Annotated in this window: 14 protein-coding genes; 7 read left to right on the top strand and 7 right to left on the bottom strand. The window is 45.9% G+C overall.

The genetic code is table 11. The annotated features are described in order from the left end of the window. Positions 1–15: 15 nt before the first annotated feature. On the bottom strand, positions 16–393 hold the full coding sequence (locus AC0IYG_RS17785) for a response regulator (protein ID WP_471712480.1): 378 nt from the start codon (positions 391–393) through the stop codon (positions 16–18). A 273-nt stretch (positions 394–666) separates the two neighbouring features. On the opposite strand from AC0IYG_RS17785, the gene AC0IYG_RS17780 reads away from it, so the two are divergent. From AC0IYG_RS17780 to AC0IYG_RS17760, 5 genes are all read left to right on the top strand, one after another. Then, positions 667–2625 carry an alpha-1,4-glucan--maltose-1-phosphate maltosyltransferase gene (locus tag AC0IYG_RS17780; protein ID WP_471712479.1) on the top strand — a complete coding sequence of 653 codons (1959 nt, stop codon included), beginning with the start codon at positions 667–669 and terminating at the stop codon, positions 2623–2625. A 14-nt stretch (positions 2626–2639) separates the two neighbouring features. Continuing rightward, positions 2640–5972, top strand: a complete 3333-nt coding sequence (gene treS, locus AC0IYG_RS17775) for a maltose alpha-D-glucosyltransferase (protein ID WP_471712588.1) — start codon at positions 2640–2642, stop codon at positions 5970–5972. A 10-nt stretch (positions 5973–5982) separates the two neighbouring features. Next, the gene (gene glgB / locus AC0IYG_RS17770) at positions 5983–7914 is read left to right on the top strand and encodes a 1,4-alpha-glucan branching protein GlgB (protein ID WP_471712478.1); all 1932 of its coding nucleotides are present in this window, start codon (positions 5983–5985) and stop codon (positions 7912–7914) included. A gap of 30 nt (positions 7915–7944) precedes the next feature. Next, complete coding sequence (locus AC0IYG_RS17765; RefSeq protein ID WP_471712477.1) at positions 7945–8742, top strand: SDR family NAD(P)-dependent oxidoreductase; 798 nt, start codon at positions 7945–7947, stop codon at positions 8740–8742. A gap of 201 nt (positions 8743–8943) precedes the next feature. Then, positions 8944–9711, top strand: a complete 768-nt coding sequence (locus AC0IYG_RS17760) for a LytR/AlgR family response regulator transcription factor (protein ID WP_471712476.1) — start codon at positions 8944–8946, stop codon at positions 9709–9711. Here AC0IYG_RS17760 and AC0IYG_RS17755 read toward each other — a convergent pair. The 3 genes from AC0IYG_RS17755 to AC0IYG_RS17745 are packed head-to-tail and all read right to left on the bottom strand — an operon-like array spanning position 9704 to position 12972. Next, a complete protein-coding gene (locus AC0IYG_RS17755) occupies positions 9704–10087 on the bottom strand; it encodes a DUF3037 domain-containing protein (RefSeq protein WP_471712587.1) in 384 nt (127 codons plus the stop codon). The genes AC0IYG_RS17760 and AC0IYG_RS17755 overlap by 8 nt on opposite strands. After that, the gene (locus AC0IYG_RS17750; protein ID WP_471712475.1) at positions 10065–10862 is read right to left on the bottom strand and encodes a HipA family kinase; all 798 of its coding nucleotides are present in this window, start codon (positions 10860–10862) and stop codon (positions 10065–10067) included. The genes AC0IYG_RS17755 and AC0IYG_RS17750 overlap by 23 nt, the downstream gene beginning before the upstream one ends. Before the next feature lie 43 nt (positions 10863–10905). Further along, positions 10906–12972 (bottom strand): S8 family serine peptidase, encoded by a 2067-nt coding sequence (locus tag AC0IYG_RS17745; RefSeq protein WP_471712474.1) that lies wholly within the window; start codon positions 12970–12972, stop codon positions 10906–10908. A 180-nt stretch (positions 12973–13152) separates the two neighbouring features. On the opposite strand from AC0IYG_RS17745, the gene AC0IYG_RS17740 reads away from it, so the two are divergent. Then, the gene (locus AC0IYG_RS17740) at positions 13153–13527 is read left to right on the top strand and encodes a hypothetical protein (protein WP_471712473.1); all 375 of its coding nucleotides are present in this window, start codon (positions 13153–13155) and stop codon (positions 13525–13527) included. 87 nt (positions 13528–13614) lie between these two features. On the opposite strand, the gene AC0IYG_RS17735 is transcribed toward AC0IYG_RS17740, so the two are convergent. The 3 genes from AC0IYG_RS17735 to AC0IYG_RS17725 form a co-directional block, all read right to left on the bottom strand. After that, the gene (locus tag AC0IYG_RS17735) at positions 13615–14454 is read right to left on the bottom strand and encodes a KilA-N domain-containing protein (protein ID WP_471712472.1); all 840 of its coding nucleotides are present in this window, start codon (positions 14452–14454) and stop codon (positions 13615–13617) included. Positions 14455–14523: 69 nt separating this feature from the next. Continuing rightward, positions 14524–14925 carry a DUF1801 domain-containing protein gene (locus AC0IYG_RS17730; protein WP_471712471.1) on the bottom strand — a complete coding sequence of 134 codons (402 nt, stop codon included), beginning with the start codon at positions 14923–14925 and terminating at the stop codon, positions 14524–14526. Between the two features lie 71 nt (positions 14926–14996). Then, entirely contained in the window at positions 14997–17447 is a 2451-nt protein-coding gene (locus AC0IYG_RS17725) for an ABC transporter permease (protein WP_471712470.1), read from the bottom strand. Between the two features lie 202 nt (positions 17448–17649). Here AC0IYG_RS17725 and AC0IYG_RS17720 point away from each other — a divergent pair, with 202 nt between their 5' ends. Further along, positions 17650–18543, top strand: coding sequence for a LysR substrate-binding domain-containing protein (locus AC0IYG_RS17720; protein ID WP_471712469.1), 894 nt, complete (start codon positions 17650–17652; stop codon positions 18541–18543). Positions 18544–18579 lie beyond the last annotated feature (36 nt).

The following is an 18579-nucleotide window of genomic DNA, read 5'->3' as shown; positions in this document are numbered from 1 at the left end:
CGTGCCATAAAAACGCTATTGCTCTAATAGCGCTCGCAAAACGGGAATTTCCAGCGGTTTTGAAAGCAGTTCGATCACATGCGGATTCGCACGAACCTCGTCAATGTCTGCTATGTCGACCGTGGATGAGATCATGAACAGCCGGATGCGCTCGCGGAGGCTGAGTGGTAACTGCGCATATTGGCGTGCAAATTCAAAACCATCTACACCAGGCATTTGAATGTCGAGCAGCATAACGGTTTCCGGAAGGGTGTTGACGCGCTTTCGCAGGAAGTCGATGGCAGACTGTGCAGAGTTGAATGCAGTGACCGTTTTTGCCAGGCCGCTTTTCAGAAGCAGTTTTTCCTGGGTAAAAAGATCGAAAGTGCTGTCGTCAATTAAAATGAACTCCATCGGAATGCCAGTAATGAATTTCTGTTAGGAATGCACGCGCACTAAACTATTATATAACAATTCAAGTTTTTTATTTCACTATTTACAATTGTATCCAAAAGTATACCAATGACATCGCGGTGCACCTGGCGAGAACAATGTCGTATAAGTTGAAATTTACATTATTGCTAAATCGTAAACAAACCGATTAGTAGGTAAAATGTAAAGTCTGCAGGCATGGTTTTGATTGCTGTTCTTGCCATTCGTCTAATTGAAAATTAAAAAATCAGATCGATGCAAATTCAGGAAGGCAGAAAACGGGTCGTGATTTCTAACGTTACGCCGCAGATTGAGGGCGGTAAATTTCCTGCAAAAAGAGCGATTGGCGAAAGCTTCGTTTTTACGGCAGATATATTCGGCGACGGTCACGATGTGGTGGCGGCCAGTGTGATTTACAAGCATGAGTCCGATACAATTTGGGAAGAAATTCCCATGCAATATGTCATCAATGATCAGTGGCAGGCGTCGTGGACTCCCCAGAAAACAGGCATTTATTCATATCGCTTTACAGGCTGGATCGACCATTTTACAACATGGAAGAAAGGGCTCGTTAAGAAATTCGACGCCAATCAAGACATTTCTGTGGAAATCCTGATTGGCGCCGAATTGCTTTCGGAAGCTTCTGAAATTGCTGATAAACAGGATCAGCCTGCTTTTACAAAATGGATTAATGCACTTCAAACTGCTCCGGAACCTGCATTTGCGGTTGATCTGGCGGTAAGTGACGAAGTTGCGGACGCCATGAGCAAGATCCGTTACACCGACCGGATCACCGTTTTTGACCAGACTTACACGCTGGAAGTTGAACGAAAAAAAGCCGGTTTCAGCAGTTGGTATGAGCTTTTTCCAAGGTCCGCCGCAGCCATGCCCGACAGTCACGGAACATTTAAGGATGTAACCCAGTTGCTTCCGATGGTTTCGAAAATGGGTTTCGATACATTATACTTTCCGCCCGTCCACCCGATCGGAGAAATGAAAAGGAAAGGCAAAAACAACTCGCTAACTCCTTCGGAAACTGATCCGGGATCTCCATGGGCTATTGGTAATCGGCTTGGCGGGCATAAGTCGCTTCATCCGGAATTAGGAACGCTAGAAGACTTCCGCGAGCTGGTTGATGAGGCGAAAAAACTGGACATTGAAATTGCGATGGACATTGCTTATCAGTGTGCGCCGGACCATCCTTATGTGAAAGAACATCCACAATGGTTCAAATGGCGGCCTGACGGAACAGTCCAATACGCTGAAAACCCGCCCAAGCGATATGAGGACATTTTGCCATTTGACTTCGAAACACAAGATTGGCAAAATCTTTGGAATGAATTAAAAAGTGTAATCGACTTCTGGATCGAGCAGGGCGTCAACGTTTTCAGGATCGATAACCCGCACACCAAAGCATTTGCGTTTTGGGAATGGATGATTGGCGAAGTCAGGAAGGAGCACCCGGAAATCATTTTCCTAGCAGAGGCATTTACACGTCCGAGGGTGATGGAAAGACTGGCCAAAATTGGCTTCAACCAATCTTACACTTATTTCACCTGGCGGAACAGCAAATGGGAAATTGAGCAGTATATGCGCGAGCTGACCAAAACGGATCAGCAATATTATTTCCGGCCTAACTTCTGGCCTAACACGCCGGACATTCTACCGCACCATTTGGTGGAAGGCGGAGAGAACGCACACATTATGCGCTTCATTTTAGCTGCGACGCTTTCTTCAAACTATGGCCTCTACGGACCTGTTTACGAATATGGTGTGAACACGCCGCATCCCGGAAAAGAGGAATACACCGATAACGAGAAATACGAGATCAAGCATTGGGACTGGAAGCGATACAGCCGCACCAGAGAAATCATTACTCGGGTAAACCGCATTCGCAAGGATAATCCTGCATTGCAAACGACCTGGAACATTGATTTCACCGAAACAAATAACGACATGGTAACCTGCTTTGTCAAAGAGGATGAGGCCACTAAAAATGCATTGATCATTGCTGTGAATCTCGACGTGTTCAACACGCAGGGCGCACATATCAAAGTCCCGATCCACCGCTTTGGCATTGGCGATCAGCAACCTTACGTTGTGCATGACATGCTGAGCGGCGAAAAATATCACTGGCAGGGCGAATACAATTTTATTCAGCTAAACCCTTACGAGATGCCGGCTCACATTTTAAAAATCGAACAACTTCATTAATCTGAGCATGGAATATAAAAAAGGAGTACTCGAGAAAAAACCTGCATTGGTATAAAGATGCAATCATATATGAGCTGCATATCAAGGCTTTTAAAGATGGAAATTGCGATGGAATAGGCGATTTCCAGGGCTTAATGCAGCAACTTGATTATTTACAGGATCTGGGCGTTACAGCAATTTGGCTGCTCCCGTTTTACCCATCGCCGCTCCGCGATGATGGTTATGACATTTCCGATTATTACAGCATTAATCCTTCCTATGGGGACATCCACGAGTTCAAAACGTTCTTGAAAGAAGCGCATAAGCGCGGCTTGAAGGTGATTACCGAGCTGGTAATCAACCACACTTCGGATCAACATCCCTGGTTTCAACGCGCCAGAAAAGCACCGAAAGGGTCAGCGCTCCGCGATTATTATGTTTGGACGGACGATCCGAAGCAATTTAAAGACGCGCGGATCATTTTCCAGGATTATGAAAAGTCAAACTGGACTTGGGATAGCGAAGCTGAACAATATTACTGGCACCGTTTCTTCCACCATCAGCCCGATTTGAACTATGATAATCCGCTGGTGCAGGAAGAGATTTTCAAGATCCTGAATTTCTGGTGCAAGATGGGTGTGGATGGTTTCCGTCTGGATGCTGTTCCTTACTTGTTTGAACGCGACGGAACAAACTGTGAGAACTTGCCGGAAACGCACGAATATCTCAAAAAGCTTAGAAAATATGTAGACGAGCGCTTCCCAGGCACATTGCTGCTTGCCGAGGCGAATATGTGGCCGGAAGATTCTGCTGCTTACTTTGGCGATGGCGATGAATGTCAGATGAACTATCACTTCCCTATTATGCCGCGGATGTTTATGTCGCTGCAAATGGAGGATCGCTATCCGATCACAGACATTTTCGATCAGACGCCCGAAATTCCAGAAAGTTGCCAGTGGGGCATTTTCCTGAGAAACCATGACGAGCTAACGCTGGAAATGGTGACGGATGAAGAGCGGGATTACATGTATAAAGTTTATGTAAAAGACCCCAAAGCGCGCATTAACCTTGGCATCCGGCACCGGCTGGCTCCGCTAATGGAAAATAACCGCAAGAAAATTGAGCTGCTTAATACGCTTCTTTTCACCTTCCCGGGAACGCCTATCATTTATTATGGTGACGAAATCGGCATGGGTGATAACTTTTACCTGGGTGACCGCGACGGCGTTCGTACGCCAATGCAGTGGAGTCCGGATCGTAATGCAGGATTTTCGCAAGCCAATCCGCAGCGCCTTTACTTGCCGCTGATTCTGGATCCGCAGTATCATTATGAATCGGTGAATGTGGAATTGCAGGAGCGCAACTCTTCTTCCTTATTATGGTGGATGAAAAGAGCCATTGCCACGCGTAAAAAATACGCAGCATTCAGCCGTGGAGACATTAAATTCCTAAACTCGGAAAATTCGAAAGTGCTAGCATTCACGCGGACTTTCAAAGATGAAACAATGCTTGTCATTGCCAATCTGTCCCGTTTCCCACAGCCGGTTGAGTTGGATCTTGACCTATATAAAGGTTACCAGCCGGTTGAGATTTACAGTAAAAACAAGTTTCCCTCGGTTAAGGACGCGACGCCTTATTTCTTCACATTGGAAGCATATGCTTGCCAATGCTTCGTGATGCAAAAAACGCATCCGGAAATTGACCAGAACGAAGAACTTCCGTTATTGGAGCTCGCTGAGTGGGGCGATCTGCTGGAACCTGCTGTTTTGGAAAATCTTGAAAACAGCTTCCTGCCGAATTACCTAATGAAAATGCGGTGGTTTGGAGGAAAAGGAAAAGGTCTGGACAGCGTGAAAATTGTCTCGCATGCGACAATTCCAATGGGCAGCAATCCGCCGGCATATTTGCTGTTGCTGGAAGCGTCGTATCAAAATGATCTTCCTGAAATGTATCAGCTTCCCGTTGCTTTTGGAAAAGAGCCTTTCTCTTATCGGGTGAAGGAAAACTGTCCGCAGGCTGTTATAGCGCGCATTAAAATCGACGGAGAGGAAGAAGGCGTTCTTTTTGACGCAATATATGGTCTGGAATTGCAGATGGCACTCATTACAAACATGGGTGAGAACGAAAAACTGCATGCAAAGAACAGCGAGATCCATTTTACAGGAAATGAAGATCTGGCCAACCACATTAAGGACTCGGAGAAGATCAAGCCACGTGTCCTTTCGGGTGAGCAGAGCAACACTTCCATCACTTACGACGGAAAGTATTTCTTCAAGCTTTACCGGAAAGTGGACCGCGCGATCAATCCGGATATGGAAATCACGCATTATCTGACGCACGAAGCCAAGTTCAAGAATATTCCGGCTTTTGTAGGCGCCATTGAGTGGAAAAACAAAAAAGACAGCATGGTGCTTGGTATGATGCAGGAAATGGTGGTTAACAGCACCGATGCATGGGCCAATATGCTGGACAGATTGAACAGTTTTAACGAAAAAATCCTCTCGACGAGTGAAATTCAGTTGCCGACAGAACTGCGGGGAACATTGACTGAACCGGTCGGTTATGAAGACGTTCCGGATCTGTTGAAAGATCTTTTGGATGTTCCCGTTGCTGAACAAGTTGCCCTCCTTGGGGTAAGAACGGCGGAAATGCACCTGGCTCTGGCTTCGGGCACGAACCTGCCGGATTTCAAACCGGAAGAATTTTCATTGCATTATCAGCGTTCGGTCTATTCTTCGCTTCAATCGCTGGTGAGGGTTGCTTTCCAAAGCCTGAACAGGAACATTAAGAAGCTCACACCGGAGGTTAAGCAGGAGGCGGATGACGTTTTGCGCATGAAAGAAGATATTCTGACAGAGCTCAAAAAGGTTTATACGCGCAAAATTGACACGGCTAAAATCCGTATCCATGGCGATTACCATTTGGGACAGGTTTTATTTACGGGTAAGGACTTTATTATCCTCGATTTTGAAGGAGAACCGGCACGAAGTTACAGTGAAAGAAGGCTGAAACGCTCAGCACTCCGCGACGTTGCGGGCATGCTGCGGTCATTCCATTATGCTGCTTACGGAAGCCTTTATCTGGACAATCAGATCCGTCCGGAAGACATTGGCAAATTGTTGCCATTTGTTGAGCAATGGTATCATTACATGAGTGGCTTTTTCATGAAAGCATATCTGGAAACGGTGAAGGACAGCCCGATCATTCCACAGAAAAAGGAAGATCTGGAAGTTCTTTTGCAGACATTTTTATTACAAAAAGCGATTTACGAACTGAATTACGAGGTTAACAACAGGCCTTCATGGGTGATGGTGCCCTTAAACGGCATTAAATCGATCATGAATAAAGCCCAGACCGTAACTGCTTAAAACTTGCACTATGACAGATCAAAGTAGCGACGCATTGCCAATGTTCTCCGGGTTTGACATTGATTTGTTCAAATCCGGGACACATTATCATATATATAACAAGCTTGGGGCGCACATCATTGAAAGGGATGGTGTGAAAGGAACGCACTTCGCCGTTTGGGCTCCTAATGCAAGTGAAGTTTCCGTAGTAGGAAATTTCAATGGCTGGAACCGGTCCGCGCATCCGATGATCGGGCGAACTGATTACTCGGGCATTTGGGAAACGTTCATTCCGGAAATCGGCAATGGAGAATATTACAAATATTTTATCCGGAGCAATAACGGTTATGAAGTTGAAAAAGGCGATCCGTATGCAACGCACTGGGAAACGCCGCCGCACACGGGCACCGTGGTGTGGGACCTGGATTATCAATGGAATGACAGCGCCTGGCTGGAAAATCGCAAGGCGCAGCACGCCTTGAGTAAACCCATTTCAATATATGAAATGCACATTGGTTCGTGGCGGAGAGCACATGAAGAAGAAGGCCGCTTTCTGACTTACCGGGAGCTGGCTGAGGAACTGCCTCAGTATTGCAGTTTCATGGGTTTCACGCATGTGGAGTTCATGCCGGTGATGGAGCATCCGTTTTACGGCTCATGGGGTTATCAGCTGACGGGATATTTTGCGCCTTCAAGCCGATTCGGGACGCCGCAAGATTTCATGTTCTTGGTGGACGCCTTGCATAATGCAGGCATCGGCGTGATCCTGGATTGGGTTCCTTCCCATTTTCCAACTGACGAACATGGATTAGGTTATTTTGACGGAACGCACCTTTATGAGCATGCGGATCCTAAAAAAGGATTTCACCCGGACTGGAAGAGCTTTATCTTTAATTATGGCAGAAATGAAGTAAGGGCATTTCTGATCTCCAATGCCATTTATTGGCTGGATAAATTCCACATTGATGCATTGCGCGTGGATGCAGTTGCTTCCATGCTTTACCTGGATTATTCCAGAAATGAAGGCGAATGGATTCCTAATCAATATGGCGGACGTGAAAACCTGGAAGCGCTTGATTTCCTGAAAGAGTTTAATAACGCTGTCCATACCAACTTCCCGGACGTGTTCACAGTTGCCGAGGAATCCACTGCATGGCCAGGCGTTACAGCCCCAACCACGAATGGCGGCTTGGGATTTGATATGAAATGGATGATGGGCTGGATGCATGATACGCTTTCGTATTTCCAGAGAGATCCAATTTATCGGCCTTTCCATCAGGGACAGCTTGCATTTAGCATTCATTACGCTTTCACCGAGAAATTTACCTTGCCCCTATCGCATGATGAGGTCGTTTATGGTAAAAATTCGATGATCAATAAAATGCCGGGTGATAACTGGCAGCAGTTTGCCAACCTGCGTCTGCTTTACGGTTACATGTATGGCCATCCGGGTGCGAAATTGCTGTTTATGGGTTCCGAATTTGCCCAAAGACATGAATGGCGTCATGATTTCAGCCTGGACTGGGATGAAAATTTAAATCCTTTACACAACGGAATTCAAAAACTGTTAAAAGACCTAAATGCCCTTTACAAATCAGAACCAGCGCTTTACGAGAACAATTTCTCGCCCGAAGGTTTCGAATGGATTGATAATCAGGACGGCGTTAACAGCGTAATGAGCTGGGTTAGGAAGGGGAAAGAGGAAAAAGACAATCTGATTTTTGTAGCCAACTTTACACCGGTTGTTCGAAACAACTATCGCATTGGCGTTTCAAAACCAGGATTTTATCAAGAGATTTTTAATACAGACGATTTGAAATACGGAGGTTCCGATCTTTTGATAAAAGAAGAACAGGAAAGTTTCCCTATTCCAAAACACAGCAGAGTCCATTCGATTCCGCTTACATTACCTCCTTTGGCCATTGTTGTGTTAAAATATGTGCGGGAATTTGATTGGTTATAAATCAACATTTCATCAATAAACTAAAACAATATGTCAACTAACGGAAAATATGCGCTGATTACCGGCGCTACAAGCGGCATAGGCTATGAACTTGCATTGCTTTTTGCCAAAGACCAGTATAATCTGGTAATTCTGTCGCGTGACCAGCAGCAGCTGGAAATCAAAGCACAGGAGTTGAGGCAGCACGGCATTGAAGTGACGCCTATTGCGAAGGACCTGTTCAACCGTGAAGATGCGAAGTCGGTTTACAATGACGTAAAAAGCAAAGGCATTGAGATCGATGTGCTCGTAAATGATGCCGGACAAGGTGTTTACGGGCTTTTCAAAGACAATGATCTGGATCGCGAGCTCGACATTATTGAGCTGAACATTTCAGCTGTGGTTATTTTGACCAAGCATTTCTTGCAGGATATGGTAAGCAGGAATTCGGGTAAAATCCTTAACCTGGCGTCAATTGCAAGCAAGACGCCTGGTCCCTGGCAGGCAGTTTATCATGGAACGAAGGCTTTTGTGCTGTCATTTTCCGAAGCGCTTCGCGAAGAGTTAAAGGAAACGGACATTACAGTTACAGCGCTTTTGCCAGGCGTCACCGACACCGACTTTTTCAATAAAGCTGATATGAACAGCAGCAAAGCCGTGCAGGATGAGGATTCAAAAGCGGATCCGGCGGGAGTTGCCAAGGATGGTTATGATGCGTTGATGGCTGGAAAAGATAAAGTGATATCCGGTATGAAAAACAAAATACAAATGGGACTCAGCAATGTGACGCCCGACACGCTGGTGGCGCATAATATGAACGAAATGCAAAAACCCGTGGACGCGAAGTAGCGTTAGCAGCAATTACAAAGCCCTTTTATGAGCCATATCATCATTTTGATGATATGGCTTTTTTGTGTTTTTCCTTAAAATAATTGTCGTCAACCTTTTAATATTTGGATCCGTGTTTTTTGTTAATTAACGATTAATTATACTCCTGAAAATAAAAGTAAACCCAACTCTGACGTTCATCCACCACATCCGTAACATCCTATGATAAACGCTTTAATCATTGACGATGAGCCCAAAGCCCGCACGGTAATCGAGCACTACTTGCTTAACCTGTTGCGCCACGACGTTGACATCAGGCACGCCGAATCCGTAGACGAGGCGCTGGCCTTGATCGAAACATTCGAACCTGATATTGTTTTTTTAGATGTTGAAATGCCATATCGCAATGGCTTCGAATTTTTAATGGAAAGAAGGGATTTTGAGTATGACATTATCTTTACGACAGCTTACAATCATTACGCCATTCAGGCAATCCGTTTCAGTGCCCTCGATTATCTGCTCAAACCCGTTGACCCGGATGAGCTGGCAGCAGCCATTCAGCGACATTTAGACAAAGTCCGGGGAAAGGAGGACGTGACTACGCATCAGCTGTACGACAATCTGGTGCATAATGTTCAAAAAGCGAGCATTAAGGATTTCAGGCTTGCCGTTCCTTCCAGCGAAGGCGTATTTTTCTTCACTCTGGACGAGATCATGCGTTTGGAAGCAGACAAGAATTACACTTCCATTCACCTCGTGGGGAAAAGACCTTTCGTTTCAAGCAAAACATTGAAGCATTTTGATGAGATGCTTGGCGACTTCAATTTCATCCGCACACACAAATCACATCTGGTTAATTGCCGCTTTATCAAACAAGTTTCTCACAACAGCCATTATGTTCTCCTTTCGGACGGAACGCAAGTGGAAGTTTCACGCAGAAAACGAGAAGAAGTGCAGCAGCAGCTTAGAATGCGAAAAAACTTTATTTAACGAGTTGCGCAAATAATTTATCCAAAGTCTGCTTCGGGTCACTGCAAAGTCCGGGGTGAACTTTGGATGCTTGCACAATCGTGCTGCGGGTTGCAGTCAGCCAGCGAAACCGTGACGCGGCAGGCAATGCAGCAATGGTGCCGCCCTCTTTCCTACCCTCGCATATTTGTTTCAGCGCTTGCAGGTAAGCGGCGACATCGTCAAGATCCAGATCTGCCGAAAGTGCGCGCAATTTTGTAGCATTCATTTCAAACGTTACTTCAAGAAACCGCTGGGAAGTACAAAACACAATAACGCCCACATTAATAAATTCCTCGCGCTCGACCCTCGGTACGACGCGCAGGACGGCGTACTCAAATAAGTGTTGCTCTTGCATCATTGGCTCCTTTAACTAATACATCCGACACGGAAAGCCGCGACGTTAAAAATTCGGCATATGCCTGACGGTGCTCGTCTGCCGTTTCAAATGGCGCATCATTCAAAAGCCAGTCATCCGGAATAAGCGACACGATATCTTGTATTTGCTCCTGTCCCAAAATTGCGCTGAACTCAGCATCAATCTCTTCAAGCTGAGCAGCATAGCGAAGCAAAACGTGATCTTTCACTTGCATGAAAGGCCGCTTTGCCTGCTCTTCCCAGTTTTGCCATGAATGATGAAAGTAAAGCGCCGCACCATGATCGATCAGCCATAACTCCTTGTGCCACATAAGCATATTGGTGTTCCGGGCGGTGCGGTCAACATTGGTTAGCAGACTGTCAAGCCAAACGATAGCAGACGCAAGTCTGGTGTCAACTGTGGTAACAACCGGATCAAAAGTGATGGCACCCGATAAATAATGGACTGCCAGATTTAAACCGGTGCTTGCGCGAAGCAGATCCTGAATCTCTTCATCGGGTTCTGTCCGGCCGAATGCTTCGTTGAGATTTGCAAAAACAATTTCCGGCACCCTCAAACCAAGCAGTCTCGCTATTTCTCCACCGATGAGTTCAGCGATAAGGGCTTTGGTGCCCTGCCCTGCTCCCCGGAATTTGAGGACATATAAAAAATCGTCATCCGCTTCTGCGATGGCCGGCAGTGAGCCGCCCTCACGAAGCGGAGTGACGTATCGGGTAACATTTACGGTTCTAAGATGCGGCTTTTGACCAGTCATTTGCTTCACGCTGATGATTCAAGGCCGTCAATATAGGGAATTTTCAGAAAACAACTTCCATGCTGGTTTTGACCTGAGAACCCGTGTAAGCAACCCTGTGAACCTGATTTCCAGCGACATCTTTGAGGATAATGGTGCCGCCCGAATTGGCAAGAATAATTTTATTTGTCTTTAAATCAATACTCAAACTGGAAGTCGGCGGAATGGACCCGCTCAAAATCTGCGTTCTGTCGTGTTTATCAACCAGCGCCCAGCCTTCGATTGACACGGGCACATTGCTCTGGTTTTCGAGGATTACTTTTTCATTATTGTCATCAGCGCCCGCCGGATTAACAACTGCCGAATGGATTTTTACGGCCGAGACAGTTGCACCGCCGCCTTCAAGCCGGATTGCCAATGCAAGCTTCACGGCCTCCAATGCGTCCACCCGCCCAAAACCAAACCACGGACTCCACGAACCATCTGGATGTCCATTGTCCTGAAAAGCCGCTGGAAAAACCGGAGAAACATCCCAGGACGTGTCATTATCAAAATTGGCAGGCGGTGTTTTGGGATAAGGCGTTTCGTTAAGATCTTTCGAAGCCGTTTTTTGCATCACGGATATCACTTCCAGTGCAGTAAGGTTGGGATTTGCAGAAATGACCAGCCCGGCGATCCCTGCCGTAAGCGGCGTAGCGCTGGAAGTGCCTCCGAAATCCTCGGTTATGGCTGTAATGCTGTCGCCGGTTGTAGTTACAATGCCTTTTCCTTCGACTGCCAACCGATAATAGGTGTGAACATTGTTTGTGGGAGCAGTCAGCGAAATTCCGGGGCCGTAATTGGAATAATGACTTCGTTGCGCCGTGCTCGCCAAACCGGCAATGTGCATGACCCCAGGAATATCGACCAGATTGTGCGTGAAAACTTTGCTTTTTTGAACACCAACCCAAACCAGCGAATTGCCCTGAACGCGAACGCCGTGATCGAAAGGAATATCCTGATTGCTGGAAAATTTGATCGGGCAGTTCTCGTTACCCGAAGCCCACAAAAACACAATGCCCTTTCCGCGTCGGCCGCCCGTTGTCGCCAGTGACTTAATGCGGTTAACGACTTGCTGGCTGAATGTCATTTCCGGCGAACTGCCCCACGAATTAGAAAAAACATCCACTTTATCCGCAATGTATTGAAGCGTAAGCATCATTTTATTGTCGTCAATATAAAGGCCGCCGCCTTCAGAAGACTCCCATTTGATCGGCAAAAGCCTGCAAGCTGGCGCGGCGCCGACTGTTAATGTTCCGTCCACTTCACCGGCGATTACGCCCGCGCAGGAAGTGCCGTGATTATTTCCAGGCGAATACATGCCTGTCGGATCAGCGCCAATATCCGTTTGTTTGATCAGCGCATCATTAACAAAATAGCCCCAGCCGGCGAATTTTCCCATGGAATCAAAATCATCATGATCCAATTTGCAGCCGTCGTCCGAAAGCCCGATCACGACATCTTCGCTCCCGAAATTATCGAGAAGCTGCCATGCTTCCTCACACCGGCTCGAACTGCGCGGATCGAAATCCGTTGCAGCCGGCGTATGCATGTGCAAATGCCATTGCAGATCGTAGGATGTGTCTGACGGCAATGTCAGATATTTGGTAACGCGTTGAATCAGATCATGTTCTGCAATCTGAACCGATGGCTCCTCTTCATTAATCTTCACAATCATTTTCACCGGATTCATGCCCGACTGATTGGTCAGCTGAAACAGGAAATCGACGTCACTGTAACGATTTTTGATAATGAGGGCATACTTTGTGATGAAGTCAGAAAGCGCATCCGCAGATGGTTTTTCTTTGAATGTCACCATGATCCGGTCGGTGATCAAAAACTCCTGATTCGTATCCTGTAATTGGTAAGCGTGGTGCGTCGGCGCCAGATTCCGGCTTGCCAACATGACCTGATCCAGCCGGTCGGGAGAAACGGTTGCCCGAAACGCGGAGGGAGAGACTTTTTCAATCTGATCGATCCCGAGATTGGCAATGCTGTCGGCGGAGGTGCGGGCTACGAACTGATCGTCCTTTTTGTACAAAGCAACTTTTTTCCCGTTGCGATAGGTGTACACTGCTTCATTTTGAGGCATGTTGTAGTTTGTTTATTTGATGAAAGTGATGATTTGATAATGTAATTTAAGAAATATGTCGCTTAGTGCGTATGACCGGTAACACAAAGGTTTGACAGGGAAGATTAGAATCCCATTCTTACATTGGAACGGTATTTTAGTTGATGCTAAGAGAGAAAAACAAAACTAAAAATCACACCGATGAAAACTTTGAAGATATTATTGATAGCGATTGTCTTGATGGCGCCATCCCTTGTTTTTGCGCAATCAGGAGGAAGTAGATCAGAATCAAGCAAATCAGAACGAACGTTCCAGAAAAAATCATCCCGCGCGAAAACAACCACGGACACATCAGACGTGACAGCCATTATCAAGGACTCGTCCAACGCAGAAAGCGGCCCGATTTTAAAAGATGACGGAACCGTAGGAACGAACGGAACAATCACCGGAAGAAGCAGCACCGGCCGCCCGGACGCAGACACAACCGGCTCATACACCGTAAAACGCAATAAAAAAACAATAAGAACCGGTGGCTCCGTAATGCCCGACACGACAAAACGCAAGACGCGGCCTTAAAAAAGTGGTGACCTTAATATGTAAGATTTAACCCTGACTTCAAATCAGGGTTATTTTTTTGTCTGCCGAAAGCATTATTAGCAAAACTCAGGTTGCCGATCCTTCTTTCAATTTCTTTAATTGTAAGCTGTTAACCAAAGATTTCATTTGAGAAATGGCGACCAAGTTCAGCTGTAAGAGCCGCTCGTGCTGAGGCAATCCCTGATGTATCAAAAGTGCATTCACACTTTCCAAATTTGATAGCACAACCAACTGTTCTAATGTAGCAGTATCACGCACATTCCCCGTCTCACCAACGCGCGATTCCCTCCATTGCTTAGCCGTCATGCCAAACAATGCCATATTAAGCAGATCAGCTTCATTTGCATAGACAAAACCGATTTCCCTTTTGCTAAGTGTTTTTGGAATTAGATTATCCTTAATGGCATCAGCGTGGATCTGATAATTCACTTTGGCTAATGTTCGCTGAACATTCCATTCAAGTTTAAGATCAGTGTGCTCCTCCTCTTTTAACCGCTGGAATTCTTTGATCAGGTAAAGTTTGAAGGACGGGCTCAACCAGCTGGCAAATTCGAAGGCAATGTCCCGATGCGCAAAAGTGCCGCCATATCGGCCAGATTTGGATATAATGCCAATGGCGTCCGTAGCCTCGATCCATTTTTGTGGGGTAAGCGCAAAGCTGTTGCTTCCAGCCTCATTTTTAAAAGCATCGAATTCAATGCTTTTAAAACTTGGGTTATTCAGCATCTCCCAAAGGCCTACAAATTCGATGGCATTGCGGGTTCTCATCCAGTTTTGAATGATATAATTCGTTCGATCGGAATCCCGATAACGGGCCATGTCAGTCAGGGAAATGTATTCTCCCTCATTTCTGGATAATAAGTCGATTTTGAAGTTGTCGACTTGAATGGATTTTGACTTACTCATGATTGTCTAGTGTTTAAGTTTAAACACTAGACGTAAGTCTCAACCTTTGGTCACATTATATTTTCAACGCTAACCAACCAACCGCACATATTCATTCAGAATCTGCTCTAATTCCTCCTTCTTAGCCTCCACGTCAGCCATATCTGTGAAATACATCATGCGGCGATCTTTGTAATCTCCTTCAAGAAGATCAGATTTAATGTCCACTATTGCAATGTGATGGAAAACCAGATGCACTTTGTTTTGCATACGGTGATTGAATGTCAGCAGATCGGCGGAAGTGTAGTAACTCGGTGCATTCCACTTGATCCGTTCCTGAATTGAGGAATGAGCTCCTTTGATAATGTCTCGAACTGCTTCAATTTCTGCCTTTAATGGATGCGCCAATTGCTCCATGTAGGCTGTTACTTGCTCGGAGTCACTTGGTTTTTTCGGCTTGGCTTTTGTTTCAGGAGTTTTTTTCGTAGCCATTGGAGCAGTGTTTGAATGATGGTTTTGAAAGTAAAGCAATATTATCTTTATGCATAATCATTAATTCAACTTCACTCCGATTTCAATGACTTGGCCGGGTTCATCAATGCAGCCTTGATGGCCTGCGAACTTACCGTTAGAAATGCAATCACAACCGCAATCACGCCGGCTAGAACAAACATCCACCATTCAATATCAACCTTGTAAGCGAAATCATCGAGCCAATGCTTTACCCCAAACCAGGCAACTGGCGATCCGATTAAAATTGCGATCAACACGAGCTTTAAGAAATCAGCTGACAACAATGCGACAATGCTTGACACCGTGGCGCCGAGCACTTTACGAACGCCGATTTCCTTGGTTCGCTGCGAAATTGTGTAAGAAGAAAGGCCGAATATGCCCAAAGACGCAATTAAGACGGCAAGTAATGAGAAGAAACTCGTAATCTGTCCAAACGTTTTGTCATCCTTATACTGCCGGTTGAACTGCTCGTCCATGAAAAAGTACGAAAAGTCATTGCCGGGATAAAAAGCCTTGTATTTAGCCTCAATCAAATCGATGGTCTTTTCAATGTCCAAAGTGCCGATTTTGAAGGAAAAATAGCCGCCGTTCGTATAATATGGTCTGAAAAAAATAGGCTCGATCGCGTGTTTTAATGATTGCTGATGAAAATCCTTGACCACGCCCACAATGTCCCACTCCCGGTTTAACAACAGCACTTTCTTACCAACTGCGGATTCCGCATTTGGAAAGCCTAGCAATTTTGCAGCAGACAAATTGATCATCGCATTTTTGACTTTGCGGCCATCCGGATCTGAATCTGTGGAAATGAAATTTCGTCCGGCAGCCATGTTGATTTGATAGGTTTTGAAAAAATCAAGATCGACGTCCATCCGGTTAAGCGTCACTCCTTTGTTTTGATCCTTGCCCACAACTTTTACATTAAACATGCGCGACAAGCGGTTGCCAAAAAGATTTATCGAGGCAGTTGCCGACTGAATTTCAGCATATCTTTTCAGCTCCGATTTAAAGGCATTAATGCGGTCAATCGCAGTTGAGTCAAAACGGGTGAGTTCCGGGCCGGGAATAACCAGCACTTTCTCCATGTTAAAGCCCAGGTTTTCTTTACGCATAAATTCCAGCTGGCGGTAGACAATCAATGTGCTCACAATCAGCACAACCGAAGCTGTATATTGGAACACAACGAGCGATTGTCGAACCCAAACGCCCTTAACCGACCGTTTGAAACTGCCTTTCAAAACGCTGATTGCCTGGAAAGCCGACAATGCAAATGCGGGATAAAATCCGGAAAGCAACGTTCCGGCAACAAACACCAGCGCCAGACCAATGGCCATTCCAGCGCCGCCGTAACCGCTTCCAGTCAGCAGCGAAAGGGACAACGGCCTGTCAACGACGCTATTTAAAACAGGCTGCAATACAACCGCAAGGGCGAGTGCCAGCACCATTGCCAACACATTAAGCAAAATGGATTCGGAAAGAAATTGCCAGATAAGCTGCTTCGAAGTCGCGCCGGCCACTTTCCTGACCCCCACTTCCTTCGCCCGCTCCATTGATCTTGCCGTAGACAGATTGATGTAATTTACCCAGGCAATAACCAGAATGAATACAGCAATGATCAGCATGGTCCAGACCGCTTTCCCGTTGTTCACATTTCCGATTTCGTACTCATAGTCAGAATAAAGATGCGTTTTTGACAACGGTTGCAGATAGAATTTTTCGACGCTGCCCGACACTTTGTCGCCCTGAAAATAGCGCTGGCTGAATGCAGGGAATTTTTGTTCCAGGTCAGCGGCCTGCATGCCATCTTTCAATTTGAGATAATGCCACATATCAGATCCGTCCCAACTTGTTTTAACCCAGTCGCCCCAGGTTGTAACCAGTGTCTCATAAGACATTAATGCGCCATACTGCAAATGCGACGCTGCCGGAAAATCTTTCATAATGCCGGTTACTTGATAAGGATGCGTATCCAAATCCAGCAGAAGAGACTGCCCGATTAAACCAGCGTAATTGCTTTCATTTGCGCCAAATATCCTTTTTGCATTGCTTTCAGAAAGCACAATAGAATAAGGTTTTGAAAGCGCGCTTTTGGCGTCACCGGCAACCAGCGGAAAAGTGAAGAAAGATAAAAAGTGATCGTCGGCGTAAAGCCCTTGTTCCTGAAAAATCTTTTTATCGCGTTGTAATTTGAATGTGCCCGGGTTTGAAATGGTCGTGTAAGCCTCCACTTCGGCAAAATCCTTCGCCATTGTCGGTCCTATCGTCGGATAAGTGATCGTTCCGTGCTGGATGAGCTTGCCTTGTTGAAAGCGATCATTGGTAATGCGGTAAATGCGGTCGGAATCTTTATGAAATTTGTCGAAGCTCAGTTCAAAGCTGACGTATTGAAGGATCATCAAACATGCCGTGATGCCGACGACTAGTCCAGTGAGGTTAACGGTGGAAAAAACGCTGTTTTTCCACATATTTCGCAATGCGATTTTGAAATAATTCTGAAACATGTCGGGTTAGGTTTTGATGGCTTATTACGCGATCGAAAAATGTCTTGCCAAGGATTGAATGTTTCGCCCAGACCATGCAGACGCAGTTTTTGCCCCTGGCCCATGTTCGTAACTGAACAATTACGTCCAGCGGCGAACGCGCTTTCAAGCAGCTTTCCAAGGTCTTTTTGAATTTTGCCAATTTAACCACGAACTTGCGGTTATGGTTTTCGATTTTCGCTTACAGGTTTTCAACACAGTTGCGCGGCGGCTTAATTTTACCAAAGCAGCAGCCGAGCTTTACATTACGCAACCCGCCGTCACAAAACACATTCACGAGCTCGAAAATCAGCTTAATACCAAGTTATTTGATCGAAATGGCTCGCGTGTAAAGCTCACGCAGGCAGGTGAAATCTTGTTGCACCACAGCGAGCAGATCTTCGAAATTTATCGCAACATTGAATTCGAGATCAACAACTTGTCTCAGCGCCAAGGCGGAAAGTTGCGGCTAGGCGCCAGCACCACGGCCGCGCAATACATTTTGCCACCCATCCTCGCCGCTTTTCACAAAAAATTTCACAGCATCGAAGTAACGCTCACGATCAAAAACACGGAAGAGATCGAACAGGCGCTCCAAAACAAAGAAATTGACCTGGGCGTGATTGAAGGTTATTCTAAAAATGCTGCGATCAAATACACAGAATTTTTAAAAGACGAAATTGTCCTCGTCGCCAGCAGCAAAAATCCACTGGGAGCCACCGGCGCTGTTTCTGCCGAAAAACTGAAAGAAATTCCGCTGCTGATGCGCGAACCCGGTTCCGGAACATTGGAAGTGATAGCCCATGCATTAAAATCGATTGGGATTAGCATTGCCGACCTGACTTTGGAGATGCAGCTGGGCAGCAGTGAAAGTATGAAGCTTTATATGTTGCATTCGGACACGATGGCGTTCCTGTCCGTTCATGCCGTTTTGAAGGAATTACAAAGCAAGGAATGCCGGATTATTGATGTCGAAGGCCTTAACATTGAGCGCTTTTTTTACTTTACCATTCTACATGGCCAGCACGATGCACTTCCCGACTTGTTCATGAAATTCTCCCGTTACATTGCCAAATAGGCGCTCGTCCCGCCGAAATGCATTAAATTTGAATAG

It is taken from the genome of Dyadobacter sp. AC419, from assembly GCF_979253085.1.
The sequence above is the reverse complement of the archived record's forward strand: the minus strand, read 5'-3'. Positions and strand labels throughout refer to the sequence as shown.